The following is a 21162-nucleotide window of genomic DNA, read 5'->3' on the forward strand; positions in this document are numbered from 1 at the left end:
ACCTGGTGCTAAGGCTCCATGTCAACCGTGCCGTAGGTCCGCTGAATTCGGACGTAATCCCCGTCGGTAAGACCACTAAGACCTATTTCACAGTCCCCTTGAACCCGGAACCATGTACCATCAGGATGCCTGCCTTCAAGGATACATCCAACCTTCTCATCATCTAGAATGCCTGAAAGCCCAGATTCGCTCTGAAGCTCTCTGATCAGGTCAATGGCCTTGGTCTCCAAAGAGAGTTCAATATCGAACCAATTTGCCTGGTCCCTGCCGCTGCATACGGTCAATATCACGTGGTTAAGAACCTTCCTTCCTTAATGAAAATCTATGAAAAGATCCTATTGTTCTAATCATAGCACTGTTCCCCACCCCCTGGCTTGGTGCTCTAACTCCAATTGTTACAAAATGCCCATAAAAATGGGTAATTCCTCTTAGTTTCAACACGGTACGAAACCTTTAATATGACTTTAACGTTGACTACTTAGACGGGTAAAAGAGTCAATTATAGCCCATGCGGGTAAACAGCAAAAAGAGGCGGCAAGCCGTCCCCAAGATGATCACAATTTATTTAGAAACTTATAAGGTTCTTTTAAGCTTATTTTAATAATCGTGAATTAGTATTGTATTATGAAACCACTGTATAGAGGTGATTAGAATGAAAATCTTGATTAAATTCCAAAACAATCTGGTTCCCGTCTATTTCGCTGCTGAAAGCAAACAGCCTATTCAAAGAACACTTCGACTTTTGACAAGCGCACTTGAGAAGAAGTTCACAACAGGAAAGAGAGCCCTTAAAAAATGCTTAACTTCCTTAATCAGTATTGAAATTGAAGGCTCTGAAGCCATTTTGCACAGCAAAAGCGAATTTGACTCCCTGGCATTATCGTTGTATTAAAAAACTAATAGAACCTGCATGATAAGAAACTCCCATACATTGTGGACAGGCCCATAGATAAGCTGGTTACTGGTTATACCGCTGTTCTATGGGCTTCTTCCTTGTTCCAGGCTTTCTCAACACGGATCAGGAATAATGCGAGTAAATTACGGCGGACTGACTCATGATGACAGCTCTCCAGCTTTCTGAGTATAAAACGGTCAATAGCCACGTCAACCCTCTCCTTATAGTTAGATAAACCGGGCAAAGGAACTATTTTCCTTCCGCCCGGTTATTTGTTATTTAACCGTTTTATTAGGTTTTAAACGCCTTGTCCGGCAAGGAAAAACCGGGTTATCTCGACAATTTGACAGGCTTCGAACGTCCACTCTTGAGCGTGAATCTGTATACGGTAACCCCTGCCAATCCAATGGCAGTAAGAGCATACATCAATTTAATGGGAGCCGAGCCAGTGTCGCTTCCTGTAAATAGTCCGTGGAATAAGGACATGAGAAATACAGGATAAGACAAAAGGTGAATCATATACCACAGAGGTTTTTTTATTTTATTCCGCAAATCACTGGTTAATAGAAGAATCAGCATGCCATACACAGCTAGTGTGCCAAGGCCCGAAGCTACCGGGTGGATGTGGGCGGTAAATGGAATCCAGATCTCCCTCCAGGTAGACGGACTGTATTGATCCACATAGATGATCATTCCATGGGCAATTCCGATCAGGAATCCCGACCAGGTGCAGCGGGTATGCCATTTAAACATCGCCGCCCTCGTCCTTCCGCTATTTCCCGGCATTCCATGAAGAATCCCGAGCATCATCCCCGCAAACAAAAGCAAATAAGATAAAATTCCTGAAACTCTGATGATCCCCCAAAGGGGCAAGGACATAAACCAATCTGCCATAGTAAAATAACCTCCCTGCTGTAATCCTGCCTATATTTCCGGGTAAAAGTGAACGACATCAGGTGTCGCCCGGAACGCTGCCATCTGGCATTGCTGCTCGCTGCCCCGGTAATGAAGGCGCTGCTTAAGATCCATCCAAAGCATCTCGTGAGTTATATTCCTGCGGTCAAGCCAAGCCAAACCCTCCACTTCCCCTAGAATGCACATGCACTTAGCAATAACTTCACACTCGGGCAGACGGCCCCCGGTTACCGTGCACTGTACAATGTCACTTTCGGCGGAAGAACCCGTTCTCGGATCAATTAAATGATGAGCCTCCCTGCCGCTGCGCCTTACCCATCGCCGCTTAAGCCGGCTTGATGTTGCTGCGCTGCCGTTTCTAATCTGCAGCCCTCCGAGGTCTTCATCCGGCTTGAACGGGTTCTCAATCCGAATGCTCCAATCCACCGGCTGGTTCGAACGGCTCCACACGGTTAGATCGCCGCCCGCATTGACACACGCAGCCTGAACGTCCTCCTGCCCTTTCAGCCATTGTGCGATCTCGTACACACACCAGCCTTTGACAATCCCACCCAGGTCAAGCGCTGTTCCAGATCCCCTCCTGAACATTCTGCTGCCCGCATCAAACGCCCACTCTCTGTATCCAAATCTTGTCTCTTCGCTGTCATACACATCTTGGGATTGATCAGCTGATGAGAGCTGCTCGAAGCTTTGAGTGTATCCGACTCGCTTTAGCTCGGGTAGGACTGCCGGTTCATAAATCCCTTCACTTAAGCTGGAGAAGTGTCTGGACAGGCTTAATACTTCCTTCATAGCCAGGGATACACTGACCCAGCCGCTGGAGCCGTTCAGCCTGGAGAGCTCGCTATCAGGCAGAAACCTGCTGAATCTCTTCTCTTGGATCTCGAACCAATGTTGTACCTTGAACACCAAATCTCTAAAGCGTTGTTCATCCCTAACGGCCAAATGAACCTCCACCGCTGTATTCATGGCCCGAAACGACGTCTTCCATGCTTTCACTTGAGGAAGCAAACCTCTCATGAACCACCCGAATGAGTCTCAAAATTCGATGAAGGCGTACTCCCCTGAGATGAGCTGCCTGAATCCCCGTTATCGGTGCTAGAATCGCTTCCGCTTAGGCCGGAGTCGCTTCCTCCGAGGCCAGAGTCGCTGCTGCCAGACCCGAAATCGCCGCCTCTATGGTGCCCCCCATGGAATCTGGCCCCACTATCCTGATTGTTATTTTCAAAACCGCGGTCCCAATCGTTGATCGCAGTATCACTTGATGAATCATTTTGAGCGGGTGTACTGCTGGTGGCCCCAGCGGCTGCCGCCTGCTGCGCGGTATCGAAGGCTGCCGTGGATTTGACCCACTGCAGGGCAAGTCCTGCCGCAAGGATTCCAGCCGCGCTTGCTTTCCACTTTGTCCATTTATTGTGCTTTGCCATATTCAAGCTCCTCTCGCTGGCTATATTCCCTGAATAAGTTCATTGTAGAGGAGTCTCCTTAATAAAGCCTGAATGCCACCTGAGAATATACCAAAAATCCCGCAGCCTTGGTCTGCGGGATCGGTTAAATCCAGGTTAGCGGATGTTTAGTCTTTTACAACTTGGCAGCCGTATTCTTTTTAAGCACCATTCTTCGGGTATGATTCAGCTTAAGCACCCCAGCGGTCATCAGAAGCAGCAGCCCATTCAACACAAAGACGACGGAGATTGGAATGAAGCCAGCCGCCGCTCCACCGGCAATAGGTCCAGCCATGCCTCCAAGCTGGTTGGCGGACTGATTCAGACTGAAAGCCCGGCCCCTGAAATCGGGGGTTGTGGTCTTCACAATCAAGGCATTTAAAGAAGGATATACTGCCGCAAAAAACAGCCCATACATAAATCTGAGAATACCAAATCCGTAAAGATTGTGGAACAACAGCTGCAGTAAATTACCCAGTCCTCCGCCGACCAGACCGATAATCAAGGTGTTCTGGTAGCCGATCTTCTGACCGATCTTTCCCCATATCGGGGCAGCAATGACCGTGGCAATACCTACGGCAGAGAATATAATTCCCGAGCTAAGGGACGCATTGCCCATCGAAGCGCCAAGATCCAGCACATACAGGGTCAGCAGCGGTTCAAGCACCATGACGGATGTAGTTACAATCAGCACGACCGTCAGATGCCTGATCAGCGGCCGGTTGGCCACAGCCTCTCTGAAATCATCAAGTACATGCGAGCGGGCTTGGTCCCTGTGGAAGTTCTCTTCTTTGACAAAAAACAGGGCGATCAGCGCGGAGACCAACACCACCCCGCCTGCAACCAGAAAACATTCCCTGTAACCAATATACTTGCTCAGGAAGCCGCCGATCATCGGGCCTACGATATTCCCAGCCGCACTTGCCGTTGACATGATGCCCAGGGAATAGCCCACCTGCTTCTCCGGTGTATTGGTCGCCACCAGGGCAATCGCCGAAGGAACATACCCTGCCAGCAGTCCTGACAGAATACGTACTCCAAGCAGCTGATAAGGGTCTTGTACCAGGGAGGTCAGAACATATACCAGGCAGAGACAAAACCCCGAGCGCAGCAGCATGGGCTTGCGGCCGTATTTATCGGACAGCGAACCCCAATATGGCGCGATTAATGCTCCGGCCAGAAAGGTAATTCCAAAGGTGAGACCTGACCATAAAGACACGTTCGTGCTCACCTTCAGGTCATGACTAATGAATAAAGACAAGAAAGGGATAACCATTGAATATGCCATACTGCAAAAGAATACGCCGCTCCATAGAACGTACAGATTCTTTTTCCACGAAAACTCCATTTTGTTCACCTCGGTGTGATCTTCCTGCTGTTCGCAGTTCCTCGTTCAATCAGACTCTAACATGGGGATCAGTTAGACGATTTCACTCGGTACCAATATTTGTATAACTCACTGAAATTAAGCTTCTCATACAACTTTCTTGCAGCCAGATTATCTTCCACCACCAACAAATAAGCGTGTGACACTCCGTTTGACTGTGCCCAAATCAGCATTCGCTGAATCAGCTCCTCAGCATACCCGCGTCTTCTTCGGCGCGGATCGGTTACAATATCATAAATACCCGCATGCCCAGCCTGTAGAACACAAAAGCCGCAAGCTGCCGGCTCTTCCCCGTCATACAAAGTGAAAAAGCCCTGCTGAAGAGGGCTTGCCGTGAGCATCCGATAGGCAGTGTCCATATATTCCTGCTTCAGGCTGTTGAACTGACACAGCTGCTGCAGCCAGGAATGACTAACTCTACTCTCTATTGTAACATGCTTCCGCAAGGTTTCCCCCAGCCACCGGTCCCTAATCGTATTTTCGGTCAAGTCACGGGTTAATACCAGGGTAATATCCACGGATTGATATCCTCGTTCATGGAGAGCCATGTCCAGTTCCGAGGTTTCAAACGGCGTGATTTTAAATACAGGGGGAAGATTGTTACGCTGGTACATAGACTCACATTCGTCAATTTTGGCTGCTATGTCTTCCATCCTTGAAGGGTATAGAGGCGTGACCGAATTCGACCGTTTGGAATAGCCCTCCGCAAAGCGAAGCACCCAACCGTCGTACAACACAGTTTGCAGCGCAGGCCAAGCATTCAAATTCATTTCTTCAATCCATTCCTTCATTTCCGGGTTCACCCTCTCTCTAAATAATGTATTGAATAAACATATATAAACGTGAATAGAAACACAATAGTAGATTTCACTCTAAGGATTTATAATGGAACTGTACATACACTATAGACAGGAGCTGATTATACATGGCTTATATTCAATGCCGCTTCTTCTCCGAGGTCCTCGGGCTAAACACCTCAATGTCCGTAATCCTGCCGGAACCGGGTCCGGCAGATTCACCGCAGCAATCCGGCCCATATCGGGTCCTCTATCTGCTTCATGGGCTATCTGATGATGACACAGCCTGGGTTCGGCAGACAGCAATCGAGCGTTATGTGGCAGGTCTTGGCATCGCTGTGGTCATGCCTCAGGTGTTTCACAGCTTTTATACGAATATGACAAATGGGGGCATGGTCAGCGGTGGACGCTTCTGGACCTTTATCAGTGAAGAAGTGCCTAGAATCGCTCAATCTTTCTTCCCTATATCGGCAGCAAGAGAGGATAATTTTGTGGCAGGCCTGTCCATGGGCGGATATGGCGCGTTCAAGCTGGCCCTCAGCCATCCGGAACGGTATGCGGCAGCGGCTAGCTTATCCGGTGCCCTTGACATAAGGACAATTAAGCAGCGCATGCCAGAGCTGTATACCCAGTTGTTCGGGGATAAGGATATTACCGGAACTGGAGATGATCTGTTCCACCTGCTGGAGCGGACCTCGTCAACGGCTTCAGTCAAGCCAAAGCTTTATCAGGCCTGTGGGACCGAAGATTTTCTTTATGTAGAGAATGTGGCATTTCGTAATGCCTTAAGCACGTCGGGGATGGATTATATTTATGAAGAGGGACCTGGCGAACATAACTGGGATTACTGGGATGCCCGGATCAGAGATGTTCTTAAATGGCTCCCGATGAATAATAAATAACAAAATTTAAGGACATAAACAAGGCGCACACAAGCAGGGTTAACTGCTCATGTGCGCCTTCTTTTATCCTGCAGTCCAAAGTCTACAGTTCGAGGATCGTTACCGAGGAATCCTGCTGATTCCCTTGTACCCCTGCTCTTTCCGGCCGATGGGTCAGCATCAATTCTTGCTCAGTCACATACAAGGGAATGGTTGGCATTTCCTTGAGATAGTGCTCCTGCATCAGAACCTTGAAATCAACCTCCAGCTCTGGGGAGCCTTCGACCACCGGCATTTTGCCCGTTTCGTTCAAATAATCATCCACGGCGTTCTGCACCATATCCAGGTAATACGGGATATGACGTTCTTCCTCTGGGAAGATCTCATAGGTCTCTCTAGAAAGATAAAACTTCTGATCAGGCACTCCGCCCAGATACCTGCTTAATCTGGATACGTCCAACGTTCCATCACTCTGAAGCAGGGAAATACGGTTAATTGGAGCGGGCATTTCGTCTTCATACTTCAATACAGCTCTTCTTATGTCTTCCAGTGACGCATGAATGACGGCACGATCGGATGATTTTCGTTTATTTCTCCAAAATAGCATCATGGATACCTCCCTGTATTAAAAGTCTGATCAGGAAGCGCTTACATTATTATTGTATCCTGAAATGGCTGTTTTGGATATGGTATATGACTAACTTGTAACCATTGTTCTCACAATTGTACGAAATCACCCATTTATTTACAGGCGTTCACCGAAATGACTACTTTAAGGACTCCCAGGACGCCCACATTTCTTTCGGATTGAGCTCATACTGTTCCTTCTCCCGGTACATGAACTGATGCATGATCAACTCACGTCTTAATGTGGCATAGTCGTCATGATACGGTTTAATATATTCGTTGATTTCCTTCTCAGTGTACTTGCGTCCTGGTTCAAGTCTGGACACCATATGCTCAAGGACAATCAGCTTCTTCTTGAGCTGTGCTGGAATTTGCTTCAGACGCCCGTTCTTCTCGATAAAATTGCGCAGCACGGTATCTCTCAGGGCTTCGTTCTTCTCTTCCATCCCTTCCACCTTCTCCTTTCTGTTATAGATGAACTGACGTGTAGCCTCAGCAAAGCTATCCATAAAATAAGCATTGATCGAGAAGTAGACCGTATTCTTATCCCGTCTCTCGTTCAAAAGCGAAGCCTGCCGGAGCTTGGCAGCATGATGCGTGATCGTTGGCTGGGATAAATTCAATCTTCGCGCAAGCTCTTGACCACTGGCTTCTCCCTCAGACAACAGCATCAGCAGCCGCAGCCGGGTCGGATCTCCGAGCGCTTTATGGTAAGCTACGAGTTTATCAAGCTGCATGGACCTGTTCCTCCTTTTGTGGAATTACAAATTAATTTGATATATATCTAATTAGATATTAATCTAAACGGTATACTGCTGTCAACGCTGGAAATTCATTTTCAATTGCTGTAGGATTAGAGTGTTTCATTATGTACGTTTAGAATTTGACTTACCCAAGAAGGAGGACTTCCATTGGAAGATGTAATTATTATCGGAGCCGGACCTTGTGGGCTCTCGGCCGCAATTGAATGTCAACGTCAAGGTTTATCTGTACGCGTAATTGAGAAATACAATGTGGTACATTCCATTTACTTGTACCCTACCCATATGCAGTTCTTCAGTACGTCAGAGCTGCTTGAAATTGGCGACATTCCTTTTGTGACGCCGGCAGACAAGCCTTTTCGCCACGAAGCGTTAGCCTACTACAGGAGAGTCGCCTCTCATTACAATTTGCGTATTAATTGTTATGAAGAAGCCGTGTCGATCGACCGTCAGCAGGACGGGACCTTCATCGTGCGCACAAGAACCCGCTCAGGTGAGGATTTGGAGTATGCGGCAGAACATGTGATTCTATCCTCAGGGTATTTCGATCATCCTAATATTCTTGGAATTCCGGGTGAAGAAACGGATAAAGTGACCCACTATTTCCGGGAAGCCCACCCGTATACCGGAATGAAGGTAGCCATCATTGGAGGCAGTAATTCGGCGGTGGACGCAGCTATGGAACTCATCCGTGTAGGGGCGGAGGTCACGATCGTGTATAGGGGAGAGGGCATTTCAAGCCATATCAAGCCGTGGGTAAGGCCTATCTTCGAAGCCATGATTGAGAAAGGCCGCATTCAAATGCGCACCTCCTCCCGGGTTACATCCATCCTTCCTGACCGGGTCATCATTGAGTCCTTGCAGGACGGGACAACCACAGAGCTGGCTAACGATTTCGTACTGGCCCTCACCGGATTCCGGCCGGACCGCAAGCTGCTTGCTTCGGCAGGAGTTGAAATGTCCGAGGATATGGATAAGCCTGTCTTTAATCCTGAGACGATGGAGAGCAACATCCGCGGCTTGTATATCGCCGGTGTGGTAGCTTCAGGCCGCAACGCCAATGAAGTGTTTATCGAAACCGGACGCGGTCACGGCAAGCTCATCGCAAGCCACATCACATCCATTCGCAATACGGAGGATTAACAAAATGGCCCCGATTGATATCACAGCGCTTCTGCTGCTTCTTATGGCAGCCCTGGGCATCTTCAGCGGAAATGCCCCGATCACCATCGCGATGATTGTCCTGCTGCTGCTCAGGGTTACCAAGGCTAACCAAGTGTTCCCCTGGCTGGATAAGTACGGGCTGACTATTGGCATCATTGTTCTCACCATAGGAGTGATGTCCCCTGTAGCCAGCGGCAAGCTGTCTCCCCAGATGCTGTGGGCTTCCTTCTTCCATTGGAAGTCACTGTGTGCGATCGGGGTCGGTGTTCTGGTCGCTTATCTTGGCGGACGCGGCGCCTCTCTCATGACCACACAGCCTACGGTTGTGGCCGGTCTGCTGATTGGCACGGTCCTCGGTGTCGCCTTCTTCAAGGGCGTGCCGGTTGGCCCGCTGATCGCGGCGGGACTATTATCCCTGCTGATTGGCAGAGGGTAAGCTTAAATTGCGATATATAAAATGAACTTTAGAATTTACCGATCTCAGCAGAGAGGACGAGGGATTCTGAAGAAGCGGAGCGTCCGAAAGGGGAACCTTCATAAGTTCATTTAATATAGATCCTAATTGCGATTAATTATAAAAAGTGAATAAGCCTTCTCTTCCGCAGTGCGGCCAGAGAAGGCTATTTGTAATCCACTTCAGTTGTTGTATCCGGCTTCTTAAGCCTGGAGTTTCTGAATGCTGTAAAGACCGGCGTAAACGCCATTCTCAGCCATTAGCGCTTCGTGTGACCCCGACTCCACTACCTCGCCATCCTTCAGTACATAAATCCGGTCAGCATGTGTAATGGTGGATAGACGGTGCGCCACCACCAGTGTAGTCCGGTTGGTGGACAAATCCCGAAGGGACTGTTGGATTAAATGCTCAGATTCCAGATCCAGCGCCGAAGTCGCCTCATCCAGTATAAGAATCGGCGGATCTTTCAAGAATACACGGGCTATGGCGATCCGCTGCTTCTGTCCGCCCGACAGCTTGACTCCACGCTCCCCAACCTCAGTATCGTACCCTTGAGGGAGCTTAAGGATAAATTCATGGGCATTGGCCGCCTTGGCTGCAGCCATCACTTCCTCCTCACCAGCTCCGGGGTTCCCGAGCAGGATATTATCCTTTACAGAACCGCTGAACAAGAAATTGTCCTGCAGCACCATGCCGACATGGCTGCGGAGACTTTGCATTGTATACTCACGAACATCCCTCCCGTTTACCTGTACGGAGCCCTCTTGGATGTCATAAAACCTGGGGATCAATCCCACCAGGGATGACTTGCCTCCCCCGGACATACCAACAAACGCAATCGTCTCACCTGGATTGACGTTCAGCGAAATATCCTTCAGCACCCACTCGCCATCTTCATGGTATTTGAACCAGACCTGCTTAAAGGCCACACTGCAGGAATCTGCCTTCAGCATACCCGATCCAGGTTCGTCAACCATATCATAAGGCTCTTTCAGCAGCTCATTCACCCTCTCCCACGAAGCGGATGCCTGAGTGAGTACAGTAGATGAATTGATCAGACGCTTGAGCGGGGCATACAACCGGTCCAAATAACCGAAGAACGCAACGAAAGTACCTAAGGTCAAATGTCCTTGGATCACCTGATATCCCCCGTAACCGATGACAAGCAGCGGAGCAATATCGGTAAGCGTGTTTATGATGGCGAAGGTCCAGGCATTCCAGCGGCTTTGAGCAAGCCCTTTTTCCAGGAAAGCGCCGTTCGTACCCCCAAACTGCTTGCGGTCATAATTCTCCAGCGCAAAGCTTCGGATCACAGAGATTCCCTGAATCCTCTCGTGCAGATAAGCCTGAATCCCGGCCAGCGCCGCAGACCGGTCCTTGGTGAGCTTCTTAAGGCGCTTGTACAGCACTTTCACCGATAATGCGTATAAGGGCATAATTGCAATGGATACAAGCGTAAGCACCGGATCCAGGTAAAACATAAATCCGAGTACAAATATGAGCGTAAACAAGTCCAGCCATACGTTCATCATCCCAACTTCCACAATATTCTTCGTCTGCTCGGCATCGTTGATGAACCTGGAGATGATCTCCCCAACCTTCGTATTCTGATAGTACCGCAGAGACAGACGCTGGAGATGCTCGTACAGCTTATTTCTAAGGTCATACAGAATCCGGGCCGTGATGTACTGGGCAAAATATTGGCGCATATACTCAACCGGCCCGCGGACGATCACGAACAAAAACAGGGTTATCCCCAGCACAATCAGCAGATGCTGAACCTGCTGCCCGGTGCTTAAGCCATGATTAAGCACCACATCGTCGACCACATACTTAAGCACAAGCGGCAGCAGCGAGGGAATCCCGAACTTCAGAATTCCAATCAATAGGGTTACAATAATCCATTTCGTATAAGGCTTCACAAATCTAAAATATGATTTCCAATGACTCAAAAGGTGCGCACTTCCCTCAGTTGAATTATTTTAATCCCGTGCAAATCGAAATACCCCTCCCAGCCCTTACCCAATTATATAGAGGCCCATTCCCTTATCGGGTTCATTAAATTATGATGAATTCAAAAGACTCCCGCATCTATATAAAATGAACTTATGAAGGCTACCCTTGTCGGGCGCTGCGATGCCGAGTGTTCTTACGCCCCTGTTGTCTTCGAAATCCTTGAACTAGGTATCCAAGTAGGGGCATTTTCGGAGGCAAAAGCGGACGCTTTGATTCTTCAGAATACATCGTCCTCTCCGCTGAGATCGGTTAATTCTAAAGTTCATTTTATATAAACAACTTGTCCTCATGGCTGCCTTTCCCGCGAAATGCGGGCACGGCTGTTTTTGAAGCGGGGTTATGTTATACTCTAGTCGATAAATTGAAGAATGCGAGGATGTTCATGTCACATCGATTTGTAATTGAAGCCGTCATGCTGGCGATTTACGGGGAGCTGACCGCTCCGTCCGCCGCAGTCGAATATATTGTGCCTTACCCTACCATTATGGAATTATACGAATTCCAAAGCAGTCCGGAGCCCTTAATGGGGGACCTGAGCGATGACCAGTATGTGAAGAACAAGATTGCTGAATTGACAGCCTATCTGGAAGAACCGCTGAACCGTAAAAAGCTGGAACGGGCCCTCAGCATTCCCTGGTCCAAAAGCCCTTCCGTTCTGCTCGGACCATCGGTTACCTTAACCATCGTACATGCACTGGACAACGAGCAATACGGCGAATTCCTTGACCCGATTGAAACCGTCATTGTTCTGACCGCCCAAAGGGAAGGAATTCCGGTTCTAACAGACCAGCCGGAAATGATCAGCCGCATCATCGAGGCGGAAATCCCGGTTCAGGTCTATGATATTCAGGACTTTCACTTTGCGTTGGAGGAACCGGTGGGGTGACAGCCGCCAGACATGATAACAGGCCCGCAGCTTGCGGGCCTGTTAAGGCTGCTTCGAGAATATAATCAGGCTGTTTTGTCCTTGACTTTTACATATTCATAGGCGATATCGTCCAAAGCTTCATCGTAAGTAACCTTCAGATCGTACCCTTCCAAATACCATAAGTCCTGTTCTTCCATATAGAACTTGATGCCTTCCGCTTCAATCTCACATCCCGGCGTATCCGGGTTCTCCACTCCAATACCTAGGGAAAATCCGGGATGAATATGGCCGCCGGCACTATAGCGGGCGAAGAAACGGACCGCCTGCCCCTCCTGAAGCTCCAACTCTTTTTTGTACCACTTTGCTGCTGATTCGGTCACGTGGATCATCAGTTCATCTCCTTCGTTTTCACTCTGTAATGGAACTATTCCTAACTGTTCCTACATGCGCCTTCCCCCTCTATTCTAGACCATCGGGATAAGAATGCCAAACGTCCTTTTTTAAAAAACACACAAAATAAGTTTGACAGTTTTGCAAATTTTCTGATAAAATCGTCTGCATACGAAGCAATTTGAACAAATTTCCAAAAAAGAAAGGGTGATCACGGTGTTTAGAATTGCACATATGAGCGCATTTGTACATGCGGGCAACTCAAAACAGAATACCGGAAGTAACCCTGCAATGGATCGGAATGGCTTTAGCTGAACTTGAGTCCTGCTCATCTCACGGGCATCTTAATAGTTCTGCGGCGGTTACTTGTTGTCAAGTGACGTACGCATGCTATGTGACCTTAAATTAAGAAGGCATATCGTTTACGGACGATATGCCTTTTTTGTGTAATTTCCGTCGTTTTGCAGTGTTCAAACCAACAAAAATTACAAATGAACCAAAGGAGGGAACCCTATGTTCTCAGTTCTCAAAAACCTGGGCTGGTTTTTCCGAAAGGAAAAAAAGCGGTATACCATCGGTCTTGTGCTGTTGATTATTGCCGGGATTGCCGAGCTTGCCCCACCTCGCCTTCTGGGGAACGCCATCGATGAAATTGTTAACGGATCGATTACCTGGTCCTCATTAACTCAGTACATTCTAATGATTATTGGCATGCTTCTATTTATTTATCTGATCACGTACATATGGATGCGCGAATTGTTTGGCGGATCTAACCTGGTCGAACGGCTGCTCCGCTCAAGATTCATGGACCATCTGCTTCGGATGACGCCTCCCTTCTTCGAGCGTAATCGTACCGGGGACTTGATGGCCCGCGCTACAAATGATCTTCGGTCCGTGGCGCAGACTGCCGGCTTCGGGATACTTACGCTTGCCGATTCCACCGTCTTTCTGGCCGTGATCTTCATCGCGATGAGTACGGTGATCAACCTGAAGCTGACTTTAGCAGCCATCATTCCATTGCCGTTCATTGCCCTTGCCATGAGCATCTATGGTAAAGTCATCCACCAGCGTTATACAGTTGCCCAAGACGCTTTCGGGGATATGAATGACCAGGTGCTGGAATCGGTTGCCGGAATCCGTGTCATCCGTGCCTATGTACAGGAACGCAATGATGAGAAACGGTTTGAAGAGGTCACGGATGATGTATACAAGAAGAACCTGGCTGTCGCCCGGGTTGATGCTTATTTCGAGCCTACCATCCGGCTGTGTGTCGGAATCAGTTATGCTATTGGGCTTGCTTACGGGATTTATCTTGTATTCCACAATGAGCTCACACTTGGCGAACTCGTCTCGTTCAATATGTATCTTGGGATGATGATCTGGCCGATGTTCGCCATTGGCGAACTGATCAATATCATGCAGCGCGGCGGGGCTTCCCTGGACCGCGTGAACGAAATTCTGTTCACCAAACCGGATGTGGAAGATCAACCCCAGCCTGCAGAGGTCCAGCAGCCTGAAGGAATTGAGTTCAAGGATGTAACCTTCCGCTACCCTACATCATCCACGGATAACCTGAAGCATATTCACCTGACGCTTCGCCCTGGTGAGACGCTGGGCGTAGTAGGGCGGACCGGAAGCGGCAAATCCACACTGCTTAAGCAGTTGCTTCACGAGTATCCCCTGGGTACCGGTGAGATTCTGATTTCCGGGAAGCCGCTGCAGAACATCGCTGCAGATCAATTGCATTCCTGGATCGGTTACGTGCCTCAGGAGCAGATTCTGTTCTCCAAGACCGTACGCCAGAACATCCAGTTCGGTCTTAATGAAGCTTCAGACGAACGGATCATGGAAGCGATCCGCACCGCTGCATTCGATCAGGATCTGCAGACGCTGTCGGACGGACTGGATACACTTGTCGGAGAGAAGGGCGTTGCCTTGTCCGGCGGACAGAAGCAGCGCGTCTCCCTCTCCAGAGCGTTCATCGCAGATCCGGAGATTCTGATCCTGGACGACGCGTTATCCGCAGTCGACGCGCGGACCGAGGCACGGATCATTGAGAATATCCGGAGCCAGCGTTCCGGTAAAACCACTTTAATCTCAACCCACCGCCTCTCGGCTATCGAGCATGCGGATCATATTATTGTCCTGGAGAAAGGACAAATTACTGAACAAGGAACCCACGAAGAGCTGCTCGCACAAAACGGCTGGTACCGTGAACAGTACGATAGGCAGCAGGTGGAATCCAATCTTACAGACTAAGGAGGTGTCTTAATTGCACACTAGCACGGGAAAATCACTCTTTAAATATGCTTTGACCGCCAAGAAAACATTTATTCTGGCTTTGATTATGCTGGCGATCGGAGTTGCGGCCGACCTGGCCGGTCCGTTCATCGCCAGGACCATGATCGATGATCATGTGCTTGCCATTGAGAAATCTTACCTGCAGACGGATAAAGCAGATGCGTATACCGTCTCGTTCAACCAACAGCTGTACAAACGGGAAGACCGATTTGCCCCTGGGGAAGCCTCCGGGCAGGCGATTCAAATTCTTCAGGTGGGCAGTCAATATGTTGCCGTGACAGGCCAAGTCAGCACCAAGGACGGCGAACGGAGTTATGAGAACGGCAAGCTTTCCATCGTTCACGGATCACAGACCGATACCTATACGGCCGTACCCTTAAGCCGGTCGGAGATTTTTGCATTTTACAAGCCGGAATTTCCGGGTGTCCTTCAGCTTCTCGGCTGGTATTTGGCTTTCCTGGCTGTAACCATTGTGATGGAATTCGGGAAGACCTACTGGCTGCAGTCCTCCGCCAACCGGGTCATTCAGAAGCTGAGACTGGACGTATATGCCCACATCCAGCGCCTGCCGGTTCATTTCTTTGACAACCTGCCTGCGGGCAAGGTCGTATCCAGAGTGACCAATGATACCGAGGCGGTAAAGGATCTGTTTATCGCTGTATTGTCCAACTTCTTTACCGGCATTATTAACATCGTTGGGGTATACGTCGCCCTGTTCCTGCTCGATGCCCGGCTTGGGCTCGTCTGTCTGTTCGTTGTGCCGATCCTTATCGGCTGGATCGTGCTGTATCGTAAAATTGCCACCAAATACAATACCATTATCCGCTCCAGACTTAGTGAGATTAATGCAATCATTAATGAATCCATCCAAGGGATGTCCATCATTCGGGTGTTCCGCAGGCAGAAACAGACCAAGGCCGAATTCGAAGCCCTGAACAACGATTATATGAAATATCAGAACAAAATGCTCAATCTGAACTCCTTCACCTCTCATAATCTTGTGAATGTGCTGCGCAGTGGTTCGTTCGCGATTATCCTGTGGTACTTCGGCTCTTCCGCACTCGGCGCATCAAGCGTGGTGTCTCTCGGTGTCCTCTATGCCTTTGTCGACATTCTGGGCCGTCTGTTCCAGCCGATTACAGGCATGGTTAACCAACTGGCTGCGCTGGATTCCTCCATGGTGTCCGCCGGACGCGTCTTTACCCTCATGAACGAGCCGGGAGAAAATGTAACGGACGGTTCAATGCCCCGCTACAAGGGCAATGTGGAGTTCAAGGATGTCTCCTTCGCTTATAAAAAAGACTATGTGCTGAAGAACATCAATTTCACCGCCAAGCAAGGTCAGACGGTAGCCCTTGTCGGTCATACCGGTTCGGGTAAAAGCTCGATCATCAACCTGCTGTTCCGGTTCTATGACCCTCAAAAGGGTATGATTACGATTGACGGCAAGCCCGTCACCGAGCTGCCTAAGCAGTGGATTCGCCAGCATATGGGCATCGTGCTCCAGGATCCATACCTATTCACAGGCACTATTGCCTCGAATGTGAGTCTTGGAGATGCAAGGATCTCCAGAGAGACCGTGCAAAAAGCACTTCGCGACGTTGGAGCTGAGCGCATTCTCTCCCATCTTCCAGGAGGTATCGATGAGCCTGTAATTGAGAAAGGCAGCACCCTCTCGGCAGGGGAGCGTCAGCTGATCTCCTTCGCCAGAGCGTTGGCCTTTGATCCGGCCATTCTGATCCTGGATGAAGCTACGGCCAACATCGATACAGAGACCGAGGCCCTCATTCAATCCGCACTCGAGGTGCTGAAGAAAGGCCGGACGACGTTCATTATCGCCCACCGGCTGTCCACGATCCGCAGTGCCGATCAAATTCTCGTGCTGCACCGCGGTGAGATTGTCGAGCGCGGCACCCACGAAGAGCTGCTGTCCATGGGCGGCAAGTATCATCAGATGTACCAGCTTCAGCTTGGCGCAGCCGCAGAGAAGGCTACCGAGCCAGCTCAGCCGGAACCGGTGGCCCTCAATACAGTCCCGCGCGGAGTCTAAATAGATAAAGAAGCACTCATACAATATTAATGGGCTGATGCAAATAAATAAGCCGCTCCGGTCATGCCGGAGCGGCTTATCTTTATTTGGAAGGCGCAATTTCAACTTTATATTGACTGGAGATATACGTCTCCGCCTTTGATTCCGTTATCACCTGCGGATACACCATGCCCGGTTTAGGAGAGGTCAGTTCATAGTATACGACCGCGTTAGCTTCATCCTTGAATTCAATTTTATTGATATGGATTCCATATCCTGGATTCGGCTGCATCCCACGGGACAGAACAATTTTATTCACCCCATCATTAACTTTCTCAGAAGTAAAAGTGACCTCCTGCTGTTCGCCAGTCTGGTTCTCCTTATGACTGTTTACAAATTGAATCGCTTTATAAACCATAACAGCAGCCTCAATTCTTGTAATCTTCTGCTTAGGGTGGAAATTCAACTTGCTATCAAGCGTTGTGATCTTCGACAGCAGCAGGTTCTGAATGCTTCCTTGATACTCCGGATTTCCATCCGACTCATCCGCCACCTTAATATACATCTTAATCAGCGGATAATTTCCTGTAGCCCGAATACCTTTATACAAAATATGCGCAAATTGTTCCTTAGTAAGCTCAGCTGAAGGATTCGAGGCCAAATCCACCGGAATGTCGTTATCCTTGGCGATTTGAACCGATTCACTGTACCAAGGGGCCCCTTTCTTCGGTTCCGAATCCTGCTTCGGCTTAAGCTGAAGCGCCTTTACTACCAAATGAATGCCTTGAACCGTAGTCAGCTTCCCTTGTGGGGCAAATTTATCCTTTGTAATGCCCTGAATAATATTTTGGCTTTGCAAGGACTTGATCACCTCAGAGTCCTGTCCCTGAACATCCGAGAATGCGGAAGCCGAGGAGACGGTGAGCAGCGAACAGCTGAGGATCAGTGCCGCCAAGGTTTTAGTTTTATTTTTCATTATGAACACCTCCACCCTCCTAACGGCTTTTCCATTCAAAAGGTTGCATTAATCTTCCACCTTGACAAGTTCATACAGCTGGGCCGAATACTGCTGCAGCTTACATTCCAGAGCACGGGCCTCATCCTTGAACGCCTTAAGCTCCTCAATCATAGCGGCTCTTCCGGACGCCGTGAATGTGTCATGAATCCGCTCCTTGAAGTAATCATGCACGATATAGTTTCTCTGCTTCCACAGTCTTGTAAGCTGCTCTGTCTCTTCTGTAGAGAACGAAAAGTTATGCTGAATCTCTCTCACCAGCTGCCCAAGTGAATTGCTCAGCTTAAGCTGAAACAGCTCTTCGAGGTCCTTCTCTGTAAAGACTTTGCCATCCGCCACCTTCATCAGCATAATCAAGTTGGCCAGTTGGTGCTCCAAGGCCTGGGAATAATATACGGCAAGGCCGAAATAGGAGAATAATTCTTTGGCCTGGCTGCTGTCCATCCCATTAACATCCTTCATTACCGAACCATCCTTCAAATTACAAGAGTTTCTATAATCATAACAGGAAGGAGAAGCCGTTCCTATCCTTTTCAAAAACGTATGATTTTATCAATAAAGAAAAACCCGTCCGCCATCATGGCAAACGGGTCACCAACCTATTATGAGTTTGGAAGCTCAACCACCCAGCCCTCAGGACCTTCGATACGTCCCAATTGGATGGATGTCAACAAATCGTAAAGCTTGGCCGCAAGCTCTCCGGTCTGTCCGTTATGGATGACAAGCTTCTCATCCCGCCACTGCAGCTCGCCGATCGGTGAGATCACAGCGGCAGTTCCAGTACCGAAGGCTTCTTCCAAAGTGCCATTTTGGTAAGCCTCATAAACCTCTTCCATAGAAATCTGGCGTTCTTCCACCGGAATCTGCTGCTGCTTGATCAGCTCAAGTATTGAATTCCGGGTAATGCCGTCCAAGATACTTCCATTCAATGCTGGCGTGATGACTTTGCCGTTAATCTTAAAGAAGACGTTCATACTGCCAACCTCTTCGATATATTTCCTATGAACCCCGTCCAGCCATAAAACCTGGGAATACCCTTTGTCCGTCGCTTCCTCCTGGGCTCTCAGGCCAGCCGCGTAATTGCCGGCGGTCTTCGCATGTCCAACACCACCCGCTACCGCACGGACATAACTGGATTCCACGTGGATTTTCACCGGATGAATACCTTCTTCGTAATAAGATCCGACTGGCGAGAGGATAATCATAAATTTATACTGGGTGGACGGAGCAACACCAAGCGCCGCTTCCGTTGCAATGATGAACGGTCTAATGTACAGGGAAGTTCCTTCTGAGGACGGAACCCAGTCCCGGTCCACGTTTAACAGCTTGAGCAGCGCCTCAAGCGCCAGCTCCTCATCCAGCTGTGGGATGCTCAGACGGACGTTGGACAGATTCAGCCGTTTGAAATTCCGGTCGGGGCGGAACAGAAGAATCCGGCCGTCTTCGGCACGGTAAGCCTTAAGGCCTTCAAACACACTTTGCCCATAATGAAAGATTTTGGCGGCAGGGTCCAGCGTAATCGGCTGATAAGGAACCACGCGCGGTGAGTGCCAGCCTTGACCCGCATCATAATCCATAATAAACATATGATCCGTATAATATTTGCCAAAACCGAGCTCATGATCTGCAGGCTTCTGCTTCTTGCTATGGGATTCTTCAATTTTGATTGTATATGCCATATTCTTAACGCTCCTTCACTGCTGCACTTTAGTTAGTTAAATGGTATCATTACTTTATACATATTGAAAAGGATTAATTTTGTCGGGTTTACATACCTTTTAAGTATATTAAGGGGGAATGCTTATGGACTTGAGGCAAATGCGCTATTTTCTTGCCATTGCAAGGGAAGGCCAGATTACAAAAGCGGCTAAATCCTTGAATATGGAACAGCCTCCGCTCAGCAGGCAGCTCAAGCTTATTGAGCAAGAGCTTGGCGTAACCTTATTCGACCGCAGCGGCAAGAATCTGCGTTTGACCCCGTCCGGCGAGCTGCTCCAGCAGCGTGCCGAGTCGCTGCTAAACCAATACAGTGAGGTGCTCAAGGAAGTGAGAGAGCTTGACGAAGGAATCCACGGGTCGCTATCTATCGGCTCCGTCGTCTCTTGTATTTCCTTATTGCCTAAACCGATCGAACTCTTCCGCGAGCAATACCCCCAGGTTACTTTTAAAATTATAGAAGGAGATCATTTTCTTCTGGGTGAACAGTTAATCCGCGGTGCCATTGAGCTTATCGTTGCACGCCTCCCCTTTGAGGCAAAGCTTTCCGAACCTGTAGAAATTATGCCCCTTCCTTCCGACCCCTATGTGGCTGTGGTTCCAAGCGCCGCATTTACCCGGGATGAGTCCGAAGGCATGAAGATGCGGGAACTCGCGGGCCTGCCGTTTCTCACCTTGAAGACGGATCATACGATCCGGATGCATAAGCAGGTGCTTGAGGAGTGCCGCCGGCACGGGTTTGAGCCGCAGATTATCAGCGAATGTTCCAGCGTTGCAATTATAATCGCCTTGGTGGCCGCAGGCATCGGTGCCACTGTCCTGCCTGAGTCCGTCATGCGTGCATTTCCTATAGAGCAGATTAGTACAATCCGCTTGACTGACGCTAATTTCCATTCTGATGTTGGAATCGTATGGATGAAAGAACGTTATTTAACTAAAAGTGCAAGGCGTTTTATCAACCATTTCGCCTCGACTGCTGACCCTGAAGATGATGGAGCATTGGCGTAATAAATCGGAATGACAACTCGTGAGTGTATTTAGGAATCATAAATAAAAGCAATAGCCTGAAACCCCGCTTCCTTCAGGGGGTTCCAGGCTATCGGCTGCATATAAGGTTCAATTAAACGGTATGTAGGCAGCTGAGTTCGATCATGCGTCTGCAGGCTTCCGCACACTTCTGACAGTGGTCATGCTCATGTTTGGAGCACTCGGCAACACATGCCTCACAGGCTTTTGCACAGAGTTCCATAATCTCCTTGGCAAAGATGGTTCCCCGGGACAAAGAATCGGCTGTAAACATACATATATCCGCGCACTCCCGAACCAGGCGAATGCAATCTCTTAATGAGGCCAATTCATATTCCTTCAAGCTGGAGACATAGCAATAATTACAAGCATTCATGCACTGAAGACTGGCTTCGATATATTCCCGATATTGCAGATCATGAGTCATCGTATTCATCCTCCTGAAAAGTTCATATTCTCGAACATGCTCGGTTTC

The 21162-nt window shown here is 48.9% G+C and carries 23 protein-coding genes; 8 read left to right on the forward strand and 15 right to left on the reverse strand.

Annotated elements, in window-relative coordinates; genetic code table 11:
- Nucleotides 1-8: 8 nt before the first annotated feature.
- Nucleotides 9-290: a hypothetical protein gene (locus BN6628_RS15995; protein WP_068619117.1), complete on the reverse strand. Its 282-nt coding sequence runs from the start codon at nucleotides 288-290 to the stop codon at nucleotides 9-11.
- 362 nt (nucleotides 291-652) lie between these two features.
- On the opposite strand from BN6628_RS15995, the gene BN6628_RS16000 reads away from it, so the two are divergent.
- The gene (locus BN6628_RS16000) at nucleotides 653-892 is read left to right on the forward strand and encodes a hypothetical protein (RefSeq protein WP_068619119.1); all 240 of its coding nucleotides are present in this window, start codon (nucleotides 653-655) and stop codon (nucleotides 890-892) included.
- Between the two features lie 73 nt (nucleotides 893-965).
- On the opposite strand, the gene BN6628_RS26445 is transcribed toward BN6628_RS16000, so the two are convergent.
- The 6 genes from BN6628_RS26445 to BN6628_RS16025 all read right to left on the reverse strand — a co-directional run bounded on the left by BN6628_RS26445 (nucleotide 966) and on the right by BN6628_RS16025 (nucleotide 5433).
- Complete coding sequence (locus tag BN6628_RS26445; RefSeq protein ID WP_187386141.1) at nucleotides 966-1103, reverse strand: hypothetical protein; 138 nt, start codon at nucleotides 1101-1103, stop codon at nucleotides 966-968.
- A gap of 122 nt (nucleotides 1104-1225) precedes the next feature.
- On the reverse strand, nucleotides 1226-1789 hold the full coding sequence (locus BN6628_RS16005; protein WP_068619122.1) for a ferric reductase-like transmembrane domain-containing protein: 564 nt from the start codon (nucleotides 1787-1789) through the stop codon (nucleotides 1226-1228).
- Between the two features lie 30 nt (nucleotides 1790-1819).
- Nucleotides 1820-2809, reverse strand: a complete 990-nt coding sequence (locus BN6628_RS16010; RefSeq protein WP_157692483.1) for an FAD:protein FMN transferase — start codon at nucleotides 2807-2809, stop codon at nucleotides 1820-1822.
- Nucleotides 2810-2826: 17 nt separating this feature from the next.
- A complete protein-coding gene (locus BN6628_RS16015) occupies nucleotides 2827-3237 on the reverse strand; it encodes a hypothetical protein (RefSeq protein WP_068619128.1) in 411 nt (136 codons plus the stop codon).
- Nucleotides 3238-3391: 154 nt separating this feature from the next.
- Nucleotides 3392-4603 carry an MFS transporter gene (locus BN6628_RS16020; protein WP_068622363.1) on the reverse strand — a complete coding sequence of 404 codons (1212 nt, stop codon included), beginning with the start codon at nucleotides 4601-4603 and terminating at the stop codon, nucleotides 3392-3394.
- A 68-nt stretch (nucleotides 4604-4671) separates the two neighbouring features.
- Nucleotides 4672-5433 (reverse strand): GNAT family N-acetyltransferase, encoded by a 762-nt coding sequence (locus BN6628_RS16025; RefSeq protein WP_068619129.1) that lies wholly within the window; start codon nucleotides 5431-5433, stop codon nucleotides 4672-4674.
- A 134-nt stretch (nucleotides 5434-5567) separates the two neighbouring features.
- Between BN6628_RS16025 and BN6628_RS16030 the strand changes: the two genes are divergently transcribed.
- A complete protein-coding gene (locus BN6628_RS16030; RefSeq protein WP_068619130.1) occupies nucleotides 5568-6341 on the forward strand; it encodes an alpha/beta hydrolase in 774 nt (257 codons plus the stop codon).
- Between the two features lie 82 nt (nucleotides 6342-6423).
- Here the strand turns inward: BN6628_RS16030 and BN6628_RS16035 are convergent, their stop codons facing one another.
- The gene (locus tag BN6628_RS16035) at nucleotides 6424-6930 is read right to left on the reverse strand and encodes a DUF3939 domain-containing protein (protein WP_316245811.1); all 507 of its coding nucleotides are present in this window, start codon (nucleotides 6928-6930) and stop codon (nucleotides 6424-6426) included.
- 157 nt (nucleotides 6931-7087) lie between these two features.
- Entirely contained in the window at nucleotides 7088-7684 is a 597-nt protein-coding gene (locus tag BN6628_RS16040; RefSeq protein WP_068619134.1) for a DUF2087 domain-containing protein, read from the reverse strand.
- A gap of 174 nt (nucleotides 7685-7858) precedes the next feature.
- Here BN6628_RS16040 and BN6628_RS16045 point away from each other — a divergent pair, with 174 nt between their 5' ends.
- Nucleotides 7859-8851: a YpdA family putative bacillithiol disulfide reductase gene (locus BN6628_RS16045; RefSeq protein ID WP_068619136.1), complete on the forward strand. Its 993-nt coding sequence runs from the start codon at nucleotides 7859-7861 to the stop codon at nucleotides 8849-8851.
- 4 nt (nucleotides 8852-8855) lie between these two features.
- Nucleotides 8856-9308 carry a DUF441 domain-containing protein gene (locus BN6628_RS16050; RefSeq protein ID WP_374706268.1) on the forward strand — a complete coding sequence of 151 codons (453 nt, stop codon included), beginning with the start codon at nucleotides 8856-8858 and terminating at the stop codon, nucleotides 9306-9308.
- Between the two features lie 221 nt (nucleotides 9309-9529).
- Here the strand turns inward: BN6628_RS16050 and BN6628_RS16055 are convergent, their stop codons facing one another.
- Complete coding sequence (locus tag BN6628_RS16055; RefSeq protein ID WP_068619138.1) at nucleotides 9530-11278, reverse strand: ABC transporter ATP-binding protein; 1749 nt, start codon at nucleotides 11276-11278, stop codon at nucleotides 9530-9532.
- A gap of 446 nt (nucleotides 11279-11724) precedes the next feature.
- Between BN6628_RS16055 and BN6628_RS16060 the strand changes: the two genes are divergently transcribed.
- A complete protein-coding gene (locus tag BN6628_RS16060; RefSeq protein WP_068622367.1) occupies nucleotides 11725-12228 on the forward strand; it encodes an ADP-heptose synthase in 504 nt (167 codons plus the stop codon).
- Between the two features lie 65 nt (nucleotides 12229-12293).
- Here the strand turns inward: BN6628_RS16060 and BN6628_RS16065 are convergent, their stop codons facing one another.
- The gene (locus tag BN6628_RS16065; protein ID WP_374706267.1) at nucleotides 12294-12599 is read right to left on the reverse strand and encodes a HesB/YadR/YfhF family protein; all 306 of its coding nucleotides are present in this window, start codon (nucleotides 12597-12599) and stop codon (nucleotides 12294-12296) included.
- Nucleotides 12600-13113: 514 nt separating this feature from the next.
- Here BN6628_RS16065 and BN6628_RS16070 point away from each other — a divergent pair.
- Complete coding sequence (locus tag BN6628_RS16070) at nucleotides 13114-14859, forward strand: ABC transporter ATP-binding protein (protein ID WP_068619142.1); 1746 nt, start codon at nucleotides 13114-13116, stop codon at nucleotides 14857-14859.
- A 13-nt stretch (nucleotides 14860-14872) separates the two neighbouring features.
- Nucleotides 14873-16951 (forward strand): ABC transporter ATP-binding protein, encoded by a 2079-nt coding sequence (locus tag BN6628_RS16075; protein WP_068619144.1) that lies wholly within the window; start codon nucleotides 14873-14875, stop codon nucleotides 16949-16951.
- Between the two features lie 82 nt (nucleotides 16952-17033).
- On the opposite strand, the gene BN6628_RS16080 is transcribed toward BN6628_RS16075, so the two are convergent.
- The 3 genes from BN6628_RS16080 to BN6628_RS16090 form a co-directional block, all read right to left on the reverse strand.
- Entirely contained in the window at nucleotides 17034-17906 is an 873-nt protein-coding gene (locus BN6628_RS16080; RefSeq protein WP_068619146.1) for a protease complex subunit PrcB family protein, read from the reverse strand.
- Nucleotides 17907-17954: 48 nt separating this feature from the next.
- Nucleotides 17955-18407: a hypothetical protein gene (locus tag BN6628_RS16085; protein WP_068619148.1), complete on the reverse strand. Its 453-nt coding sequence runs from the start codon at nucleotides 18405-18407 to the stop codon at nucleotides 17955-17957.
- Between the two features lie 140 nt (nucleotides 18408-18547).
- The gene (locus BN6628_RS16090) at nucleotides 18548-19624 is read right to left on the reverse strand and encodes a branched-chain amino acid aminotransferase (RefSeq protein ID WP_068619153.1); all 1077 of its coding nucleotides are present in this window, start codon (nucleotides 19622-19624) and stop codon (nucleotides 18548-18550) included.
- A gap of 124 nt (nucleotides 19625-19748) precedes the next feature.
- On the opposite strand from BN6628_RS16090, the gene BN6628_RS16095 reads away from it, so the two are divergent.
- Nucleotides 19749-20669 (forward strand): LysR family transcriptional regulator, encoded by a 921-nt coding sequence (locus tag BN6628_RS16095; RefSeq protein ID WP_068619155.1) that lies wholly within the window; start codon nucleotides 19749-19751, stop codon nucleotides 20667-20669.
- A 112-nt stretch (nucleotides 20670-20781) separates the two neighbouring features.
- Here BN6628_RS16095 and BN6628_RS16100 read toward each other — a convergent pair whose 3' ends face one another.
- The gene (locus BN6628_RS16100) at nucleotides 20782-21114 is read right to left on the reverse strand and encodes a four-helix bundle copper-binding protein (protein WP_068619160.1); all 333 of its coding nucleotides are present in this window, start codon (nucleotides 21112-21114) and stop codon (nucleotides 20782-20784) included.
- Nucleotides 21115-21162: the final 48 nt, after the last annotated feature.

The organism is Paenibacillus tuaregi (assembly GCF_900086655.1).
Classification (GTDB): domain Bacteria; phylum Bacillota; class Bacilli; order Paenibacillales; family Paenibacillaceae; genus Fontibacillus; species Fontibacillus tuaregi.